A 15,141-nucleotide genomic window follows, 5' to 3' on the forward strand; every position below is an offset into this window, starting at 1 on the left:
CCCGCGCGGAAGGTGGAAAATTTTCCGACAGTGTCGGCAAAACTTGCCAAGGCAGGCACATCGGGCAATCTGCCCTCATGACCTCCACTGACGACACACCGCGCCCGGCTGCCACGCTGGTCGTGTTCCGGCATGGCCCGGCGGGCGGCGCGCCTCAATTGCTGATGCAGGTGCGCGCGGCGAGCATGCGCTTTGCCGCAGGGGCCTGCGTGTTTCCCGGCGGCGCGGTCGATCCGGCCGATGCGGCGCTGGCCGAGACCCTGCCCATGGCAGAGGGCTGGGACGGCTTGCCCGATATGGCGGCGCGCATCGCCGCCATCCGCGAGATGCTGGAGGAAACGGGCCTCGCCATCGGCCTGACACACCGCGACGGCCAGCCGATCGATGCGGCTCAGGCGGCAGAGGCCCGCATATTGCTGGCACAGGCCAATGGCGCTCTGGCGCCGGTGCTGGACGCGATGGGCTGGCGCGTGAATGCGGCGGCGCTCACGCCTCTGGCACGCTGGTGCCCGCCGCTGCCCCGCCCGTTCGACACACGATTCTATCTGGCGGATCTGGGCTCGGGTCAGGTCGACCTGTCGCATGAGGCGCATGAGAGCGAGCGGCTGCTCTGGCTTTCGGCGCATGAAACACTGGCTCAGGCCGATGCGGGCGGGCTCTCGCTGGTCTTCCCCACCCGCCGCACGCTGGAGCGGCTGGCGCAGTTTTCCAGCTTCGAGGAAGCGCGGCGGCATGCTCTGGCCAGCCCGCTCGACACGATCTCGCCCGCCATCATCGAGGCCGAGGGCACATCATGGCTGACCATCCCGGAAGGGCTGGGCTATCCGGTCACCCGCGAGAGGCTGGAGACCGCACGCCGCAAATAGCGTGCAACCTTAATGCCTTGCGTGGCGAACGCCAAGATTTTCGACCACCGGCGCATAGAGCGGGCTGTCGAATTCGATCCCTGCGCCATCCTGGCTCAGCCAGCGCACCACGCCGCTGATGGCTTCCATGCCATCGGGCTTGATCGTCACGCGCATGCCGATCGAGAGATAGAGCGAGCGCGTCACCATCTTACAACCATGTGTGGAGATGTCGCAAAGATAGGCCTCGTCGCGCATGCCCCCCATGGTGCGACATTTGGCGGCAAGCGTAACAGGCAACCTGTTGACCTTGCGAGACTGAGTGGGCGTTTCCATGCATTAAGCCTAACCCCATCGAGGTTAATTTTTTTTCCGATTTTACAGTAAACAGCGCCTTAGGATGTGACTACGGCCACACCACAACCGCCCGTCGCAAAAGGCTGCGGAATGCAGGCGGACCGGTCCGCGCGAACGATCAGCCGATCTCGTTTGACAGGACCTTTTCATGGGCCCAAGCTTTTTGTGCCGCGCTTTTCAGGCTGCGGATCACGCTGAGTTCAGGGGCAAATAACAGGGTGCCTTGCCCTGTATCCCTGCTATGAAATCGGTGTCCGGGCTGGCTGGCGCCCGGCGCTCCCCATCCGCCAGCACCGCTTTCGTCCCCCACAGGGAGCCTTTGATCTTGCCTCAATCCCCCCTTCCCGGCGCGCGCCGCCGCATCGCCATCCGCCTGATTTCGGCCCTGACGCTCACCGCCATGGTTACCGCCGCGCCGCTGACCGCGCTGGCCCGCCCGCTGCCTGCCAAGGCCCCCGCATCCGCCCCGGCCAAGCGCGTCCAGTCGGGCGAGGCTGCCCATGCGATGGTCGCCGCCGCCAATCCGCTGGCGGTTGCCGCGGGCATGCGCGTGCTGAAGGCCGGTGGCAGCGCGGTGGATGCCGCGGTGGCGATCCAGGCCGTGCTGGGTCTGGTCGAGCCGCAAAGCTCCGGCCTTGGCGGCGGCTCCTTCATGGTGTTCTACGACGCCAAGACCCACAAGGTCACCGCCTATGACGGGCGCGAGACCGCGCCCGCAGGCGCCAATCCCAAACAGTTCCTCCACCCCGACGGCACGCCGATGTCCTATGCCGAGGCCGTCATGGGCGGCCAGTCCAGCGGCGTGCCCGGCGCCATCGCCATGCTCGACATGGCGCAGAAGGACCATGGCAAGCTGCCGTGGAAGGCCCTCTTCGCCCCCGCGCATGAGCTTGCCACCGATGGCTTTATCGTCTCGCCGCGTCTGGCCAGCATGATCGTCAGCCGCGCGCCTCAGGCCCATGGTGAGGATGCCATGGCCTATTTCCGCAACGCCGACGGCAGCCAGATGAAGGCGGGCGACCGCCTGATCAACAAGGCCTATGCGGGCAGCCTCGACCTGATTGCCGCCAACCGCTCCGCCGGACTGCTCTCGGGCCCGCTGGCCGAGGCGATCCTGCAGCGCATCCACACCGGCCCCTATCCCTCGCCGATGACGCTGGCCGATATGGCCGCCTACAAGCCGCGCAAGACCGAGGCGCTGTGCCGCCCCTATCGCGCCTATGTCATCTGCACGCCGCAGGCCCCCTCGGGCGGTCTGCCGCTGCAGGAGGCGATGGGCATCCTTGCACATACCGACATCGACAAGCGCAGCGCCAAGGATGAAAAGGGCTGGTATCTGCTCTCGCAGGCCAGCCGCCTCGCCTATGCCGACCGCGACAAGTATGAGGGCGACCCCGCCTTCGTGCCCGTGCCCACCGAGGGCCTGCTGGCGCCCGACTACCTCGCCAAGCGCGCCGCGCTGATCGGCGAGCAAGCCCAGCCCGTCACCTATGGCATCCCCGCCGGTGCCCCCAAGGTCGGCCCCGACCACACGCTGGAGCCGGGCGGCACCAGTCATATCGTGATCGTCGATGCCGACGGCAATGCGCTGTCCATGACCACCACGGTCGAGAGCATCTTCGGCAATGGGCATATGGTTGGCGGCTTCTTCATGAACAACCAGCTCACGGATTCGTCCTTCGCGCCCGACAATGCCGATGGCACCCCCGCCGCCAACGCCGTGGCGCCGGGCAAGCGCCCGCGCTCGTCGATGGCGCCGACCATCGTGCTCGACAAGGCGACCGGCCACTTTGCCGCCGCCACCGGCTCGCCGGGGGGCACGGCCATCGTGGGCTATGTGGTGAAGGCGCTGGTCGGTATCCTCGACTGGAAGATGAGCCCACAGGACGCCGTCGCGCTGCCCAATCTGGTGGCGATGGGCAACAAATATTCGGCGGACAAATTCCCTGACGATATTACGTCTGCTCTGGCTGCGCGCGGCGAGGTGCTGGATTCGGGGCGCGGAGAAAACTCCGGGCTGCAGGCGATCGTTTACAAGCCCAAGGGGGCTATCCGCTATGTCGGGGGTGCTGATCCCCGGCGTGAGGGGATTGCTCGCGGGTTTTAAGGTTTGAAGAAGGGTGATGCGAGGGGGTTACCCCCTCGCGCTCCCATTTTTTGTCTGCGTTGCGCTTCGGGTTCGACCATAGGGCAAGGTCGCGGCGCCTCAGGCTTTCATCTTTCAGACAAGCGCAAGGCGTCGTGGGTTTTATGCCTGCGGCGCCTTTTCGTTGTGCAGGTGGAGAGGCTGGGCGCACCATTTCGGTGCCACTGCCATCTCGTCGGAAGACGTAAAGAGAGCGCGAGGGCGATGGCCCTCGCATCTTCTTCTTTTCTAAACCTAATCCTGAACCCCAAACGAAATTGGGGCCCGGATCTTGCGATCCGAGCCCCTATTCCAACCCGGTATCGACGACCGGCTGCGGATGACAAGCCCCCCTGCTCCGCCCGGAGGAAAGTGCAGATACGATGGATCGCGTGGCCCCCTATTCGATCACACCGCAATGCCTCCGGCCCCATAGGCACCGATCGGAACCGTAAGCTGGAACGTAAGTCCAGAAATCCAGCCAAAAAGATGGCGGCCCCGATTGTCTTTTTATTGCCCGCCTTGTCGGCGTGCAAACGTTCTTCGTGAAAACGCAGGCCTCGTCAAATCCATTGTTGTACCGGCCAGAACAATTCCCCCTACTGTGTCATCTCGGCACTAAAAATCCCATATATCCCGGTAACTTTTCGTAAAATTACACCTTCGCCAAGGGTTTGCGCATGATGAATTCATCGTCGAACCAGTCCCCCACGGCGAAGCGATATTCGCCCGCCACGACAAAACCACGCCCGCTGTAGACATGACGCGCGCGGTCATTGCCCTGCCACACGCCCAGCCAGAGCGCTTTGGGCTCCTGCTGCTCCATCCAGTCCAGCACCAGGTCGAGCAACCGCTTGCCCAGCCCGGCCCCTTGCGCGGAGCGGCGCAGATAGAGTTGATAAAGCTCGAGATCTCCCGCGCGCACAGCCTCATGCGGCAGCTTGCAGGGCCCGGCATGGGCATAGGCCAGCAGGGCTCCCTCATCATCCTGAGCCACCCACGTCCAATGCGCCGGGTCAGCCAGTTCGCGCTCCACCGTGGCCTGCCCATAGGCATCCACCTCGAAGCGGGCGAGGTCGGCGGCGGGATAGGGGATCGCAAAACCCTCCGCGCCGAAGGTCTCGCGGAAACAGGCCAGCTTCAGCGCGCTGAGCGCGGCGGCATCGCCCGGTTCGGCCCGGCGAATCAGAAAAGGCGAGATGGCGGCGCTGGAAAGGGTCTGGCTCATGCCCAAGCGATAGCTCCCGCCCAAGGCCCTTGCAATCGGTGCATGCCCCTCCCGAAAACCTTCACGACGTGCCGCGGCCATCCCTGCATTTCTCCTTAACCATGCAGCCACCGGTCCTGAGTCATTCTGCTTTACCTCCCTGAGCAGGCTTTCGCCCGATCCCGGTGCTGTCCGGGCAGGCATTGTCCGGGGCAAACTGGGGAGAATGGCGTTGTCGCGCTTTGGGATTTCGACGCGGCTGTTGGGGGCCTTTGCCATCCTGCTGGTGGCGATGGCCGGTTTCGGCGCCTTTTCCGTGATGAAGATCGGCGAGGTCAACGCCCTCTCGATGGAGATGCGCACCCGCTGGCTGCCCGCCACGCAGGAGGTCGGCCAGATCCACGCCTATATCTCGCAATACCGCATCCGCCAGAGCGAGATGATCGCCGCCCCGGTCAAGGACAAGCCCCGCGCCGCCAAGCTGGTGCGCAATGCGGGCATGGCGATCGACGGGCTGATGGTCCATTACGAAAAGCTGATCAACACGCCCGAGCAGCATGACGCCTTCCACAAGGTCTTCTTCAACTGGCGCAGCTACAAGGCGCTGAACGAGAAGATGCTCGCGCTCGATGCGCGGCATGGCGACCAGGACGACACCGCCGTGCGCGACCTGTTCGAGGGCGATGTGCAGCAGAGCTTCTACGCGGTCGAGGATTCGATCATGGCGCTGGTCGATGTGAACACGGGGGGCGCCAACAAGGTCTCCGCCGAATCGAGCCAGATCCATGACGCCGCCCGCCGCACCACACTGCTCGCGCTGAGCGCCACGGTGGCGCTGGCGCTGGTGCTGCTGGCGATGCTGATGCAGACCATCGCGCGGCCCGTGCGCCGTCTGGCCGATGCCGTGACGCGGCTGGTCGATGGCGACATGAATGTCACCGTGCCCGCCACTCACCGCCAGGATGAGGTCGGCGCGCTGGCCCGCGCGCTCGATGCCTTCAAGCGGCTGGTCGCGCAGGACAAGGTCCGCACCGCCGCCGAGCTGGAGCAGGCGCGCAACGCCCAGATCACCATCGACGCGATCGGCAATGGCCTTGCCGCGCTAGCCGAGGGCAATCTGACGCATCGCGTGCCCGAGGACGGCCATGGCGCGCTGGGCGCGCTGCATGTCAATTTCAACGAGGCGGCCCAGCGCCTCTCCGATGTTCTGGGCGCGATCGTCGATGGTTTCGACACGATCAGCCAGGGCACGCAGGACATCGCCGTGGCGGGCAGCGACCTGTCGCGCCGCACCGACCATCAGGCCAGCTCGCTGGCCGGGACCGCGCGCACGCTGGGCGAGCTGACCGGCATGGTCAAGCTGACCGCCGACAATGCGCGCCAGACCTCGACCCGTCTGGCCACCACCCGCCAGACCGCCGGGGGCATGGAAGGCACCGCCAATGACGCCATCGCCGCGATGCGCGCCATCGAGGACTCGAGCCGCCAGATGGCCGAGATCATCGGCGTGATCGACGGCATCGCCTTCCAGACCAACCTGCTGGCGCTCAACGCCGGGGTCGAGGCCGCCCGTGCCGGGGACGCCGGGCGCGGCTTCGCGGTGGTCGCCACCGAGGTGCGTGCCCTTGCCCAGCGCAGCGCCGATGCGGCCAAGGACATCAAGGCGCTGATCACCACCTCCAACGGCCAGATCGGTGACGGCGTGGCGCTGGTCTCATCCAGCGGCGGGGCGCTGCGCCAGATCGTGGGCGAGGTCGCGGCCATTTCCGAGCTGGTCGAGCAGATCGCCCAGTCGGCGGGCAAGCAGGCCAATGCCATGGTCGACATCAGCGCGCTGGTCAGCGAGATGGATGAGTTCACCCAGCAGAATGCCGCCATGGTGGAGCAAAGCTCGGCCAGCACGGTCAATCTTTCGGCCGAGACCGAGCGTCTGGTGGGCCAGCTCAGCACCTTCCGGCTCAACGGGCGGCGGGCGGTGATGATCGAGCCGGTCAGCCCGGCGTCACAGCAGGCGCGCCTCACCGGCCCTTCTTCCGGCAGGGCCCTGCCCTCCACAAGGGGCAACACCGCGCTGAAGCTGGCCGATGAGGACTGGTCGGCGTTCTGAACAGGCGCCCGCCGCGCAGCCCTTGCGCAACGATTGCGCAAAAGCGCCTAGGTATTTCCTCCAGAGCCCCATCAACGCTCCTTTTGGGGCCCCGCGCGTATAATGCTGACGATTGCAAAGGACCTCTCCCGGATTCACCCGCAATCGATTCGACGACCACTCCATGAGGCCGATGACGATGCAGACCCTCCACAAAGCCCCCGCCCGGCTGGCTCGCGTGATCCTTGCACGTCTGCTGCTGGCCTGTGCCCTGTTGGCAGGCATGCTCACCGCCACCCCCGCGCTGGCGCAGAGCGACTGGAGCCGTCAGGTCGCGCGCATCATCAGCTCGAAGCAGACCTATCCCGCCACCGCCCAGATGCGCGGCGAGGAAGGCACCGCCAAGGTCAAGGTCTATGTCGGCGCCGATGGCAGCGTGCAGCGCACCGAACTGGCGACCGGCTCGGGCTCTCCCCTGCTTGACCGTGAGGCGCTGGCCATGCCGACCCGCGCGGGTCGCCTGCCCGCCCCTCCGGGTGGCGCCACCGTGCTGACCGTGCCGGTGACCTGGAAGCTGATCTGAAGATCGGCGCTTTTTGAAAAATCTGCGGAAGAGCAGATTTTTACCCGGCACCAGCCCTCTCCCCCGCCCGGTTACCCTACGGTCGTATCCTATGGGTGGCCGGGCGGGGGAGCGGGCTGGTGCCGCGAATCCGGCCACGCCGGATTCCAAACAAACGTAATTTTCTTGCTATCCACAGCAAAACCGCCTATGGGCCGCCCCAAGCGTGACCGGCGTACAGGGCTTCCCCCCAGCCGCAGGCCTCGCCCAGCAGGATCAGGCCGCGTGAAGGCAGCGCCGATGGGAACCCTTTCTACGGGCCATCGCAGCGCCGTCAGCCTCCCTGCCGGGCAGAGACCGCTCGGTCACATCATCGCCACAGCGCCACCTCGTCACGCAAGGTTGCAGGAACTTCTCCTCACCTTCCCGTGCGTCGCGCGTGCGCGCGCCGCATGGCGCTTCAAGAAAGACATCCATGTCCTATTTTTCCGACCTTAACCTGGCCGAGCCGATCCTGCGCGCACTGGCCGAAAAAGGTTACACCGATCCCACCCCGATCCAGCGCCAGTCGATCCCCTCGCTGATCGAGGGCCGCGACCTTCTCGGCCTGGCCCAGACCGGCACCGGCAAGACCGCCGCTTTCTCGCTGCCCTCGCTGCACCGTCTGGCGATGGACCCCAAGCCGCGCCGCGCCGCCTCGTGCCGCATGCTGGTCCTCAGCCCCACCCGTGAGCTGGCCGCCCAGATCGCGGACAATATGAAGTTCTACGCCAAGCACCTGCCGCTGAGCATCCAGTGCATCTTCGGCGGCGTGCCCGCGCCCAAGCAGGCCCGCGCCCTGGTGGGCGGCACCGACATTCTGGTCGCCACGCCGGGCCGTCTGCTCGATCTGATCGACCAGCGCGCTCTCACCCTGCGCGATGTCGAGATCTTCGTGCTCGACGAAGCCGACCAGATGATGGATCTGGGCTTCATCCATGCCCTGAAGCGCGTCGCCCGCCTGCTGCCCGCACAGCGCCAGAGCCTGTTCTTCAGCGCCACCATGCCGCAGGACATCGAGGCGCTGGGCCGCCAGTTCATCAACAACCCCGTGAAGGTGGAGGTGGCCCCGCAGTCCACCACCGCCGAGCGCGTCGAGCAGTATGCCACCTTCGTGTCGCAGGCTGAAAAGCAGGCCCTGCTGACCATCAAGCTGCGCGAGGGTCTCGCCAGCGGCGAGATCGACCGCACGCTGGTCTTCTCGCGCACCAAGCATGGCGCCGACCGTATCGTGCGCTTCCTGACCCCCGCCGGCATCGAGGCCGCCGCCATCCATGGCGACAAGTCTCAGGCCCAGCGCACCGCTGCCCTGAAGGGCTTCCGCGATGGCAAGGTCAAGGTGCTGATCGCCACCGACATCGCCGCGCGCGGCATCGACGTGACCGGCGTCAGCCACGTCTTCAACTTCGACATCCCCAATGTGGCCGAGCAGTATGTGCACCGCATCGGCCGCACCGGCCGCGCCGGCGCCAACGGCATCGCCCTCTCCTTCGTGGCCGATGACGAAAAGCCCTACCTCAAGGCCATCGAGCGCCTGACCGGCGTGAAGCTGACCATGCAGCCGCTGCCCGCCAACTTCCTCGTCGAGGCCGCCCGCCTGCCCGCCCCCGCCAAGCGCGGCAATGGCCAGCCCGAGCGTGTCGACCGGGGCGCCAGTGCCGGTCGCGGCGATGGTCGTGGCCGTGGTGGCGCGGGTCGCCCGCAGGGCCAGGGTCGCGATGGTGGCCGTGGCGGCCAGCAGGAGCACAATCGTCACAACAACCGCCGCAAGGACCCCGGCGCGCAGGATCGCGTTGCCCGTGACGGCCAGCGCTCCGGCCAGCAGCGCGACAGCGATCGCGCCCGCGCCGAGCGCCGCCAGAACGACCCGCGTGCAACCGCGCAGCGCCCGTCCTCGGGTCCGCGTTTCGATCCGCTGAGCGATGCCTCGGGGGATGAGCGCCGGGATCGTACCGCGCGTCGCGGGCGTTAAGAACTGAAAAGGGATAGGTGCGAGGGGGTTACCCCCTCGCGCTCCCATTTTTTGTCAGCGTTGCGCTTCGGGTTCGGCCTTAGGCTAACGTCGCTGCGCTGCAGGCTTTGGCTCGCTTGCACAGCCCATCGGATGTTCAGGGATTGCCTGCGGCGCCCTTATGCCGTGTAGGCAAAGCGCACCACCGCCATCGCAAAGGCGAAACAGAAGGCATAGGAAAAGCGGTCCAGCTTGACCGGCTCGCGGCCCTTTGCCGAACGCCAGCGCCCGATGGCCAGCATGCTGGCGCTCACCAACAGCGGCGTGCCGATCAGATTGGCGATCCTCAGCGATGGACTGTGGATCATCGAATGCGGCAGGATCAACAGGCTGATCCCTCCGGCCAGCGCGCCCCAGAACAGATAGCCCAGCCCGGACAGCACCGGATGGCGTTCCGTCTTCGCCGTATCCGCAAGGCAATCCAGACCGATATCGACAGCCGCCTCGATCAGGAACTGCAGCAAAAATTCGCCGAGGAACTGAAAAAGGATCTCGAACAAAGCTTCCATGGGAAACCCCATGACACAGGTGGAGAGCCAGAACACACCATGTCGGCGCCACCACCCTATCGCCGGAAGGCGTTATGGGAGCGCGAGGGCCCGGAGCATGTCTCTTGAGACATGCGACCAACTACAGACTCCACCCTCGCATTTTCTCTTCCTGAAACCTTCAAACCGCCGCGGTAAACACGCCCAGCTCGGGAATCCCGACCGAGCGCCGACCGCCGTAATCGGTCTTCACGACGATATGGCCTTCCTTCTCCAGATGCTCCAGCAAACGGCGGATGCGGCCTGAAGACGAAGTGCCATAAACCCGCGCCAACTCATTGTCGTCAGGGCAGGCCTCGCCCTCCATCGCCGCGCGGGCCAGGACCAGAAACGGCGCCAACCAGTCATCGGTGACGGCGCGGGCAAGGTTCATCAACTCGGCCCAGCGCTCTTCCTGCGGGGCGTAGATGCCAGCGACGGCCATGGCGAAACGGCGGCGGAACTGCGCCACATCGCCCGCGTGATGGCCGATGCGCTTCATCCGGCAGCGCAGCGTAAAGTCCTGATAGAGTGAGGCGATCTGCTGATAGGTCGCGCCGGGCTCGGTGGCCATATCCTCCATGATGGAGGCGATCATCGCGTTGATCTCATCAGGCGCGATGGCCGGAGGCGCCGCGACAGCCGCAGCGGCGAAGAGATTGTCTCCGCCCGCCAGCGGATCCTCGGGCTCCTGATCGGTGCCCGGCGCCACGGCCATCACATAGGAACCGATCTGCTCCATCAGATCGCCCGCATCGGGCATCGCCGGACGCGGCGACGGGCCGTCCACGGCGGTCAGCTCCTCCAGCGTCGGCGCGGCATGGAGCAAGTCGTGCAGATCCTGACCCGTGGTGGTCGGCGGCGGCAGCAGGCCAGTGGAGACCGCGCGGCTGGTGGTCTTCACCCCGCCGATGCGCACCGCGACAGGCCGCCGCGTGATCGCGGGCCCAAGCGCCAGAAACTGCCCACGCTCCAGATCGCGGATGGTCTCGGCCTGACGGCGGTCCATGCCCAGCAGATCGGCGGCGCGCGCCATATCAATGTCGAGAAAAGTACGGCCCATCAGGAAGTTGGAGGCTTCCGCCGCCACATTCTTGGCCAGCTTGGCAAGGCGCTGCGTGGCGATGATCCCGGCCAGACCGCGCTTACGGCCGCGGCACATCAGATTGGTCATCGCCGAAAGCGACAGGCGGCGGACCTCGTCGGTGACATCGCCAGCGGCGGCGGGGGCGAACATCTGCGCCTCATCCACCACCACCAGAGCGGGGTACCACTGGTCGCGCGGGGCATCGAACAGCGTGTTGATGAAGGTGGCGGCGCAGCGCATCTGCGCCTCGATCTCAAGCCCGTCCAAGGCGAGAATCACGCTCGCGCGGTGCTGGCGGACGCGGTTGGCCAGCCGGATCAGGTCGTTGTTCGAATAGGCCGCGCCATCGACGACGATATGCCCGAAAGGCTCGGCCAGCGTGACGAAATCGCCCTCCGGGTCGATCACCACCTGCTGGACCAGCGCAGCGCTTTCCTCCAGCAACCGGCGCAGCAAATGGCTCTTGCCCGAGCCCGAATTGCCTTGAACCAGCAAACGGGTCGCCAAAAGTTCCTCAATGTCGATTTGCAGAGCCTTGCCGCCCTGCTGTTCGCCGATGATGACCGATGCGCTCACGGGGGCGGGGTTTACCTTTTGCTCGGGTTGGGGCCTAGGGGCGGAAAGCAGGTTTTCCAGAGGTTTTCGGTAGAAGGACAAGAGAAGATGCGAGGGGATTATCCCCTCGCGCTCCCGTTAATGTCTACCTTGCGCCACGGGTTCAGCCTTGCGCTAAATTTGCCGCGCCGCAGGCAGGAAAACTGAATGCCTGCGGCGTCTTAGGTGAAACAGGTGGAAAGTCTGGACGCAAGGATGCGGCGCCACCACCCATGCGTCGGGAGACGAAATGGGAGCGCGAGGGGGTAACCCCCTCGCATCTTTCTTACTTCAACAATTCCGCAGCCAGAGCTTCCGCCACCCGAATCCCATCCACCGCCGCCGACAGAATCCCGCCAGCATAACCGGCGCCTTCACCCGCCGGGTACAGCCGCGCGTGTTCAGAGACTGCAGATCCTTCCCCCGCGTAATGCGCAGAGGCGACGATGTGCGCGTTTCCACGCCGGTCATGATCACATCGGGATGGTCATAACCGGGCACCTGACGGCCGAACACCGGCAGCGCCTCGCGGATCGAGTCGATCACGTAATCGGGCAGACATTCGCGCAGATCGGTCAGGTGGACGCCGGGCTTGTAGCTGGGCGTCACCGCCCCGAAATCGCCCGAGGACGCCCGCCCCGCCAGCAGATCGCTCACCTTCTGCCCCGGCGCCTGATAGTTGCTGCCCCCCGCGATATAGGCCAGATCCTCCCAGTGGCGCTGGAAGGCGATGCCTGCCAGAGGACCGCCGGGATAATCCTTGCCGGGATCAATCGTCACCACCAGACCGGAGTTGGCGTTGAACTCGGCGCGCGAATATTGGCTCATGCCGTTGGTGACGACGCGGCCTTCCTCGCTGGTGGCCGCCACCACCCGCCCACCGGGGCACATGCAGAAGCTGTAAACCGTGCGCCCGTTCGAGCACTGATAAGACAGCGAATAGGCCGCCGCGCCCAAAATCTCGTTCCCGGCGCAAGCACCGAAACGCGCCTTGTCGACCCAGCTTTGCGGATGTTCGATACGCACACCGATGGCGAAGGGCTTGGCCTCCATGGTGACGCCCGCCTCGTGCAGCGTCTCGAAGGTGTCGCGGGCGGAATGACCCACCGCCATGATGACATGGCTGGTCTCGATATAGCCGCCATCGGCCAGATGCAGGCCGCGCAGCTTGCGGTCCTCCCCCTCACCGGCGATATCGAAACCACTGACGCGCGTGCTGAAACGATATTCGCCGCCCAGCTTCTCGATGGTGTCGCGCATGCTCATCACCATCGTCACCAGACGGAAGGTGCCGATATGCGGATGCGCCTCATAGAGGATATCGTCGGGCGCCCCGGCCTTCACGAACTCCACCAGCACCTTGCGGCCCAGATGGCGCGGGTCCTTGATGCGGCTGTAGAGCTTGCCGTCGGAGAAGGTGCCCGCGCCGCCCTCGCCGAACTGCACGTTCGATTCCGGGTTGAGTTCGCTGCGGCGCCACAGGCCCCATGTGTCCTTGGTGCGCTCGCGCACGGCCTTGCCGCGCTCGATGATGATGGGCTTCAGCCCCATCTGCGCCAGAATCAGCGCCGCCAGCAACCCGCAGGGCCCCGCGCCGATCACCACCGGGCGCGGGCCCTTGTAATCGGCAGGCGCCATCACCGGGAAGTGATAGGACGTGTCGGGCGTGGCCCGCACATGCTGATCCTCGGCAAAGCCGGTGAGGATGCGCGCTTCGTCCTCCACCTCGACATCCAGCACATAGACCAGCTTGATCGCGCTTTTCTTGCGAGCGTCATTGCCACGGCGGACCATATGGACGCGGCGCAGCGCTTCGGGCGCAATACCCAGTTTCGCGCAGACGGCGCGCTCCAGATCCTCGGGGGCGTGGTCGAGCGGCAGGATGATGTCGGAGAGGCGTAGCATCGCCGCCCCATACGCTCCCTCTCGGTTTTTCGCCACCCCGCTTGACCAGCGGGCGCACCACCCATAGATGATGCATATGCATCAACGACTCTGCGTCTGCACCACCATGCGCCGTGCCACCCGCGCGCTCACCCGTGCCTATGACGAGGCGCTGGCCCCCTTTGGCATCACGGTGCAGCAGTTCGCCATCCTGCGCGACATCCAGCGCGCGGGCACCATCCCCCTGCCCCGCCTGGCCGAGGGTCTGGTGATGGACCGCACCAGCCTCTACCGCGCCCTGCCCCCGCTGGAGCGCGAGGGCCTGCTGGTGCTGGAAAGCCCCTCGCCGCGCAGCCGCACCGCCACCCTCACCCCGGCAGGCCAACAGCGGGTGCAGGATGCCAACCCGGCATGGGAAGCGCTGCAAACCCGCATCCTAGGCGCCATGCAACCGGGCGAATGGGACCAGATGCAATCCAGCGCCGACCGCCTCGCCACACAGCTCTCCTCGGGAACCCTCTGACCATGACGACGACACAGACCGCCACTCTGGCCGCCAGAGGCAGCAAGGCTCTGGCCATTCAGGTCACCGCGATCACCTTCCTCGCCCTGCTGGTCTCGGCGGGGCTGCGCTCGGCGCCCGGCGTGATGATGGTGCCGCTGGGGCTGCATTTCGGCTGGGACCGGGCGACGGTCTCGCTCACCTCGGCGATCGGCATCTTTCTTTATGGGCTGGTCGGGCCGTTCGCCGCCGCGCTGATGCTCTCGATCGGCATCAGGCGCACCATGATGGGCGGCCTCGCGCTGATGGCGGCCGGCACGCTGGCCAGCCACTGGATGAGCCAGAGCTGGCACTATCTGCTGACATGGGGCGTGATCTCCGGGTTTGGCAGCGGGGCAGTCGCCAATGTGCTGGGCGCCACCGTCACCAACCGCTGGTTCGCCAAACGGCAGGGGCTGGTAATGGGGCTGTTCTCGGCCTCGACCGCCACGGGCTCGCTGGTGTTTCTGCCCTTCCTCGCATGGCTGACGCGCGACGGCGCATGGCAGCCGGTGGTGGACACGGTGGGTCTTGCCAGCCTGATCATGATCCCGCTGGTGCTGCTCCTGCTGCCCGAAAGCCCGGCCTCACGCGGGATCGCCCGCTTTGGCGAAGCCCCCGGCACGCCCCCGCCGCCCCCGCGTCAGGCCAGCGCGATGCTGGCGCTGGAAGCTCTGGCCCGTGCCAGCAAATCGGGCACCTTCTGGCTGCTGTTCGGCACGTTTTTCGTCTGCGGAGCGACCACCAACGGCCTCGTCGGCACGCATCTCATCGCCTATTGCGGCGACCATGGCATCGCGCCCGTCGCGGCGGCGGGCTTGCTCTCCACCATGGGCATCTTCGACCTGTTCGGCACCACCGCCTCGGGTTGGCTGACCGACCGTTTCGACCCGCGCCGCTTGCTCTTTGTCTATTACGGCCTGCGGGGGCTGTCGCTGATCGTGCTGCCCTTCCTTGACTTCGGCCCCATCGGCCTTGGTGTCTTCGCGGTGTTCTACGGGCTCGACTGGATCGCCACCGTGCCCCCCACGCTGGCCATCGCCAACCGCGCCTTTGGCGAGCGCGAGGCCCCGATCATCTTCGGCTGGGTGGTCGCCGGACATCAGCTTGGCGCGGCCTGCGCGGCGCTGGGGGCGGGTCTGGTGCGGCAGGAGTGGGGCTCCTACGGCCCCGCCTTTGCCGGAGCGGGCGTGCTGGGCCTGCTGGCGGCACTCGCTGCCCTGGCGCTGCCCCATGCGCGGGCGCAGCTTCGCCCGGCTTGAAGAAATGGCCCCGT

General features: G+C 66.1%; 11 protein-coding genes and 1 pseudogene. 7 read left to right on the forward strand and 5 right to left on the reverse strand.

Going from position 1 to position 15,141, the window contains the following annotated elements; all coding sequences use genetic code 11:
* The first annotated feature begins 77 nt into the window (after positions 1 to 77).
* Positions 78 to 866 carry an NUDIX hydrolase gene (locus tag ABDW49_RS15785; RefSeq protein WP_343612966.1) on the forward strand — a complete coding sequence of 263 codons (789 nt, stop codon included), beginning with the start codon at positions 78 to 80 and terminating at the stop codon, positions 864 to 866.
* Between the two features lie 9 nt (positions 867 to 875).
* Here the strand turns inward: ABDW49_RS15785 and ABDW49_RS15790 are convergent, their stop codons facing one another.
* Entirely contained in the window at positions 876 to 1,181 is a 306-nt protein-coding gene (locus tag ABDW49_RS15790; protein ID WP_343612967.1) for a PilZ domain-containing protein, read from the reverse strand.
* A 346-nt stretch (positions 1,182 to 1,527) separates the two neighbouring features.
* Here ABDW49_RS15790 and ABDW49_RS15795 point away from each other — a divergent pair, with 346 nt between their 5' ends.
* A complete protein-coding gene (locus ABDW49_RS15795; protein ID WP_343612968.1) occupies positions 1,528 to 3,309 on the forward strand; it encodes a gamma-glutamyltransferase family protein in 1,782 nt (593 codons plus the stop codon).
* 673 nt (positions 3,310 to 3,982) lie between these two features.
* Here the strand turns inward: ABDW49_RS15795 and ABDW49_RS15800 are convergent.
* Positions 3,983 to 4,555, reverse strand: coding sequence for a GNAT family N-acetyltransferase (locus ABDW49_RS15800; RefSeq protein WP_343612970.1), 573 nt, complete (start codon positions 4,553 to 4,555; stop codon positions 3,983 to 3,985).
* A 205-nt stretch (positions 4,556 to 4,760) separates the two neighbouring features.
* Between ABDW49_RS15800 and ABDW49_RS15805 the strand changes: the two genes are divergently transcribed.
* The 3 genes from ABDW49_RS15805 to ABDW49_RS15815 all read left to right on the forward strand — a co-directional run bounded on the left by ABDW49_RS15805 (position 4,761) and on the right by ABDW49_RS15815 (position 9,193).
* Positions 4,761 to 6,641 (forward strand): methyl-accepting chemotaxis protein, encoded by a 1,881-nt coding sequence (locus ABDW49_RS15805; RefSeq protein WP_343612972.1) that lies wholly within the window; start codon positions 4,761 to 4,763, stop codon positions 6,639 to 6,641.
* A gap of 172 nt (positions 6,642 to 6,813) precedes the next feature.
* Complete coding sequence (locus ABDW49_RS15810; RefSeq protein WP_343612973.1) at positions 6,814 to 7,203, forward strand: TonB family protein; 390 nt, start codon at positions 6,814 to 6,816, stop codon at positions 7,201 to 7,203.
* 454 nt (positions 7,204 to 7,657) lie between these two features.
* Positions 7,658 to 9,193 (forward strand): DEAD/DEAH box helicase, encoded by a 1,536-nt coding sequence (locus tag ABDW49_RS15815; protein WP_343612975.1) that lies wholly within the window; start codon positions 7,658 to 7,660, stop codon positions 9,191 to 9,193.
* 158 nt (positions 9,194 to 9,351) lie between these two features.
* Here the strand turns inward: ABDW49_RS15815 and ABDW49_RS15820 are convergent, their stop codons facing one another.
* From ABDW49_RS15820 to ABDW49_RS15830, 3 genes and pseudogenes are all read right to left on the reverse strand, one after another.
* Complete coding sequence (locus ABDW49_RS15820) at positions 9,352 to 9,741, reverse strand: hypothetical protein (RefSeq protein ID WP_343612976.1); 390 nt, start codon at positions 9,739 to 9,741, stop codon at positions 9,352 to 9,354.
* A gap of 160 nt (positions 9,742 to 9,901) precedes the next feature.
* Positions 9,902 to 11,422, reverse strand: a complete 1,521-nt coding sequence (locus ABDW49_RS15825; RefSeq protein WP_343612977.1) for an ATP-binding protein — start codon at positions 11,420 to 11,422, stop codon at positions 9,902 to 9,904.
* Positions 11,423 to 11,726: 304 nt separating this feature from the next.
* Positions 11,727 to 13,345, reverse strand: a pseudogene (locus ABDW49_RS15830) (NAD(P)/FAD-dependent oxidoreductase).
* Between the two features lie 76 nt (positions 13,346 to 13,421).
* On the opposite strand from ABDW49_RS15830, the gene ABDW49_RS15835 reads away from it, so the two are divergent.
* Both ABDW49_RS15835 and ABDW49_RS15840 read left to right on the forward strand, forming a co-directional pair.
* Positions 13,422 to 13,847 carry a MarR family winged helix-turn-helix transcriptional regulator gene (locus ABDW49_RS15835; RefSeq protein ID WP_343612978.1) on the forward strand — a complete coding sequence of 142 codons (426 nt, stop codon included), beginning with the start codon at positions 13,422 to 13,424 and terminating at the stop codon, positions 13,845 to 13,847.
* 2 nt (positions 13,848 to 13,849) lie between these two features.
* Positions 13,850 to 15,127 (forward strand): MFS transporter, encoded by a 1,278-nt coding sequence (locus ABDW49_RS15840; RefSeq protein ID WP_343612980.1) that lies wholly within the window; start codon positions 13,850 to 13,852, stop codon positions 15,125 to 15,127.
* Positions 15,128 to 15,141 lie beyond the last annotated feature (14 nt).

Origin of the sequence: Novosphingobium sp. (assembly GCF_039595395.1) — a bacterium.
GTDB lineage: Bacteria > Pseudomonadota > Alphaproteobacteria > Sphingomonadales > Sphingomonadaceae > Novosphingobium.

Excerpts from the sequence above, each read along its gene's own strand:
- ABDW49_RS15785 (WP_343612966.1), top strand. The coding sequence starts at position 78 with ATGACCTCCACTGACGACACACCGCGCCCGGCTGCCACGCTGGTCGTG.
- ABDW49_RS15790 (WP_343612967.1), bottom strand. The coding sequence starts at position 1,181 with ATGGAAACGCCCACTCAGTCTCGCAAGGTCAACAGGTTGCCTGTTACG.
- ABDW49_RS15800 (WP_343612970.1), bottom strand. The coding sequence starts at position 4,555 with ATGAGCCAGACCCTTTCCAGCGCCGCCATCTCGCCTTTTCTGATTCGC.
- ABDW49_RS15805 (WP_343612972.1), top strand. The coding sequence starts at position 4,761 with ATGGCGTTGTCGCGCTTTGGGATTTCGACGCGGCTGTTGGGGGCCTTT.
- ABDW49_RS15810 (WP_343612973.1), top strand. The coding sequence starts at position 6,814 with ATGACGATGCAGACCCTCCACAAAGCCCCCGCCCGGCTGGCTCGCGTG.
- ABDW49_RS15815 (WP_343612975.1), top strand. The coding sequence starts at position 7,658 with ATGTCCTATTTTTCCGACCTTAACCTGGCCGAGCCGATCCTGCGCGCA.
- ABDW49_RS15820 (WP_343612976.1), bottom strand. The coding sequence starts at position 9,741 with ATGGAAGCTTTGTTCGAGATCCTTTTTCAGTTCCTCGGCGAATTTTTG.
- ABDW49_RS15835 (WP_343612978.1), top strand. The coding sequence starts at position 13,422 with ATGCATCAACGACTCTGCGTCTGCACCACCATGCGCCGTGCCACCCGC.
- ABDW49_RS15840 (WP_343612980.1), top strand. The coding sequence starts at position 13,850 with ATGACGACGACACAGACCGCCACTCTGGCCGCCAGAGGCAGCAAGGCT.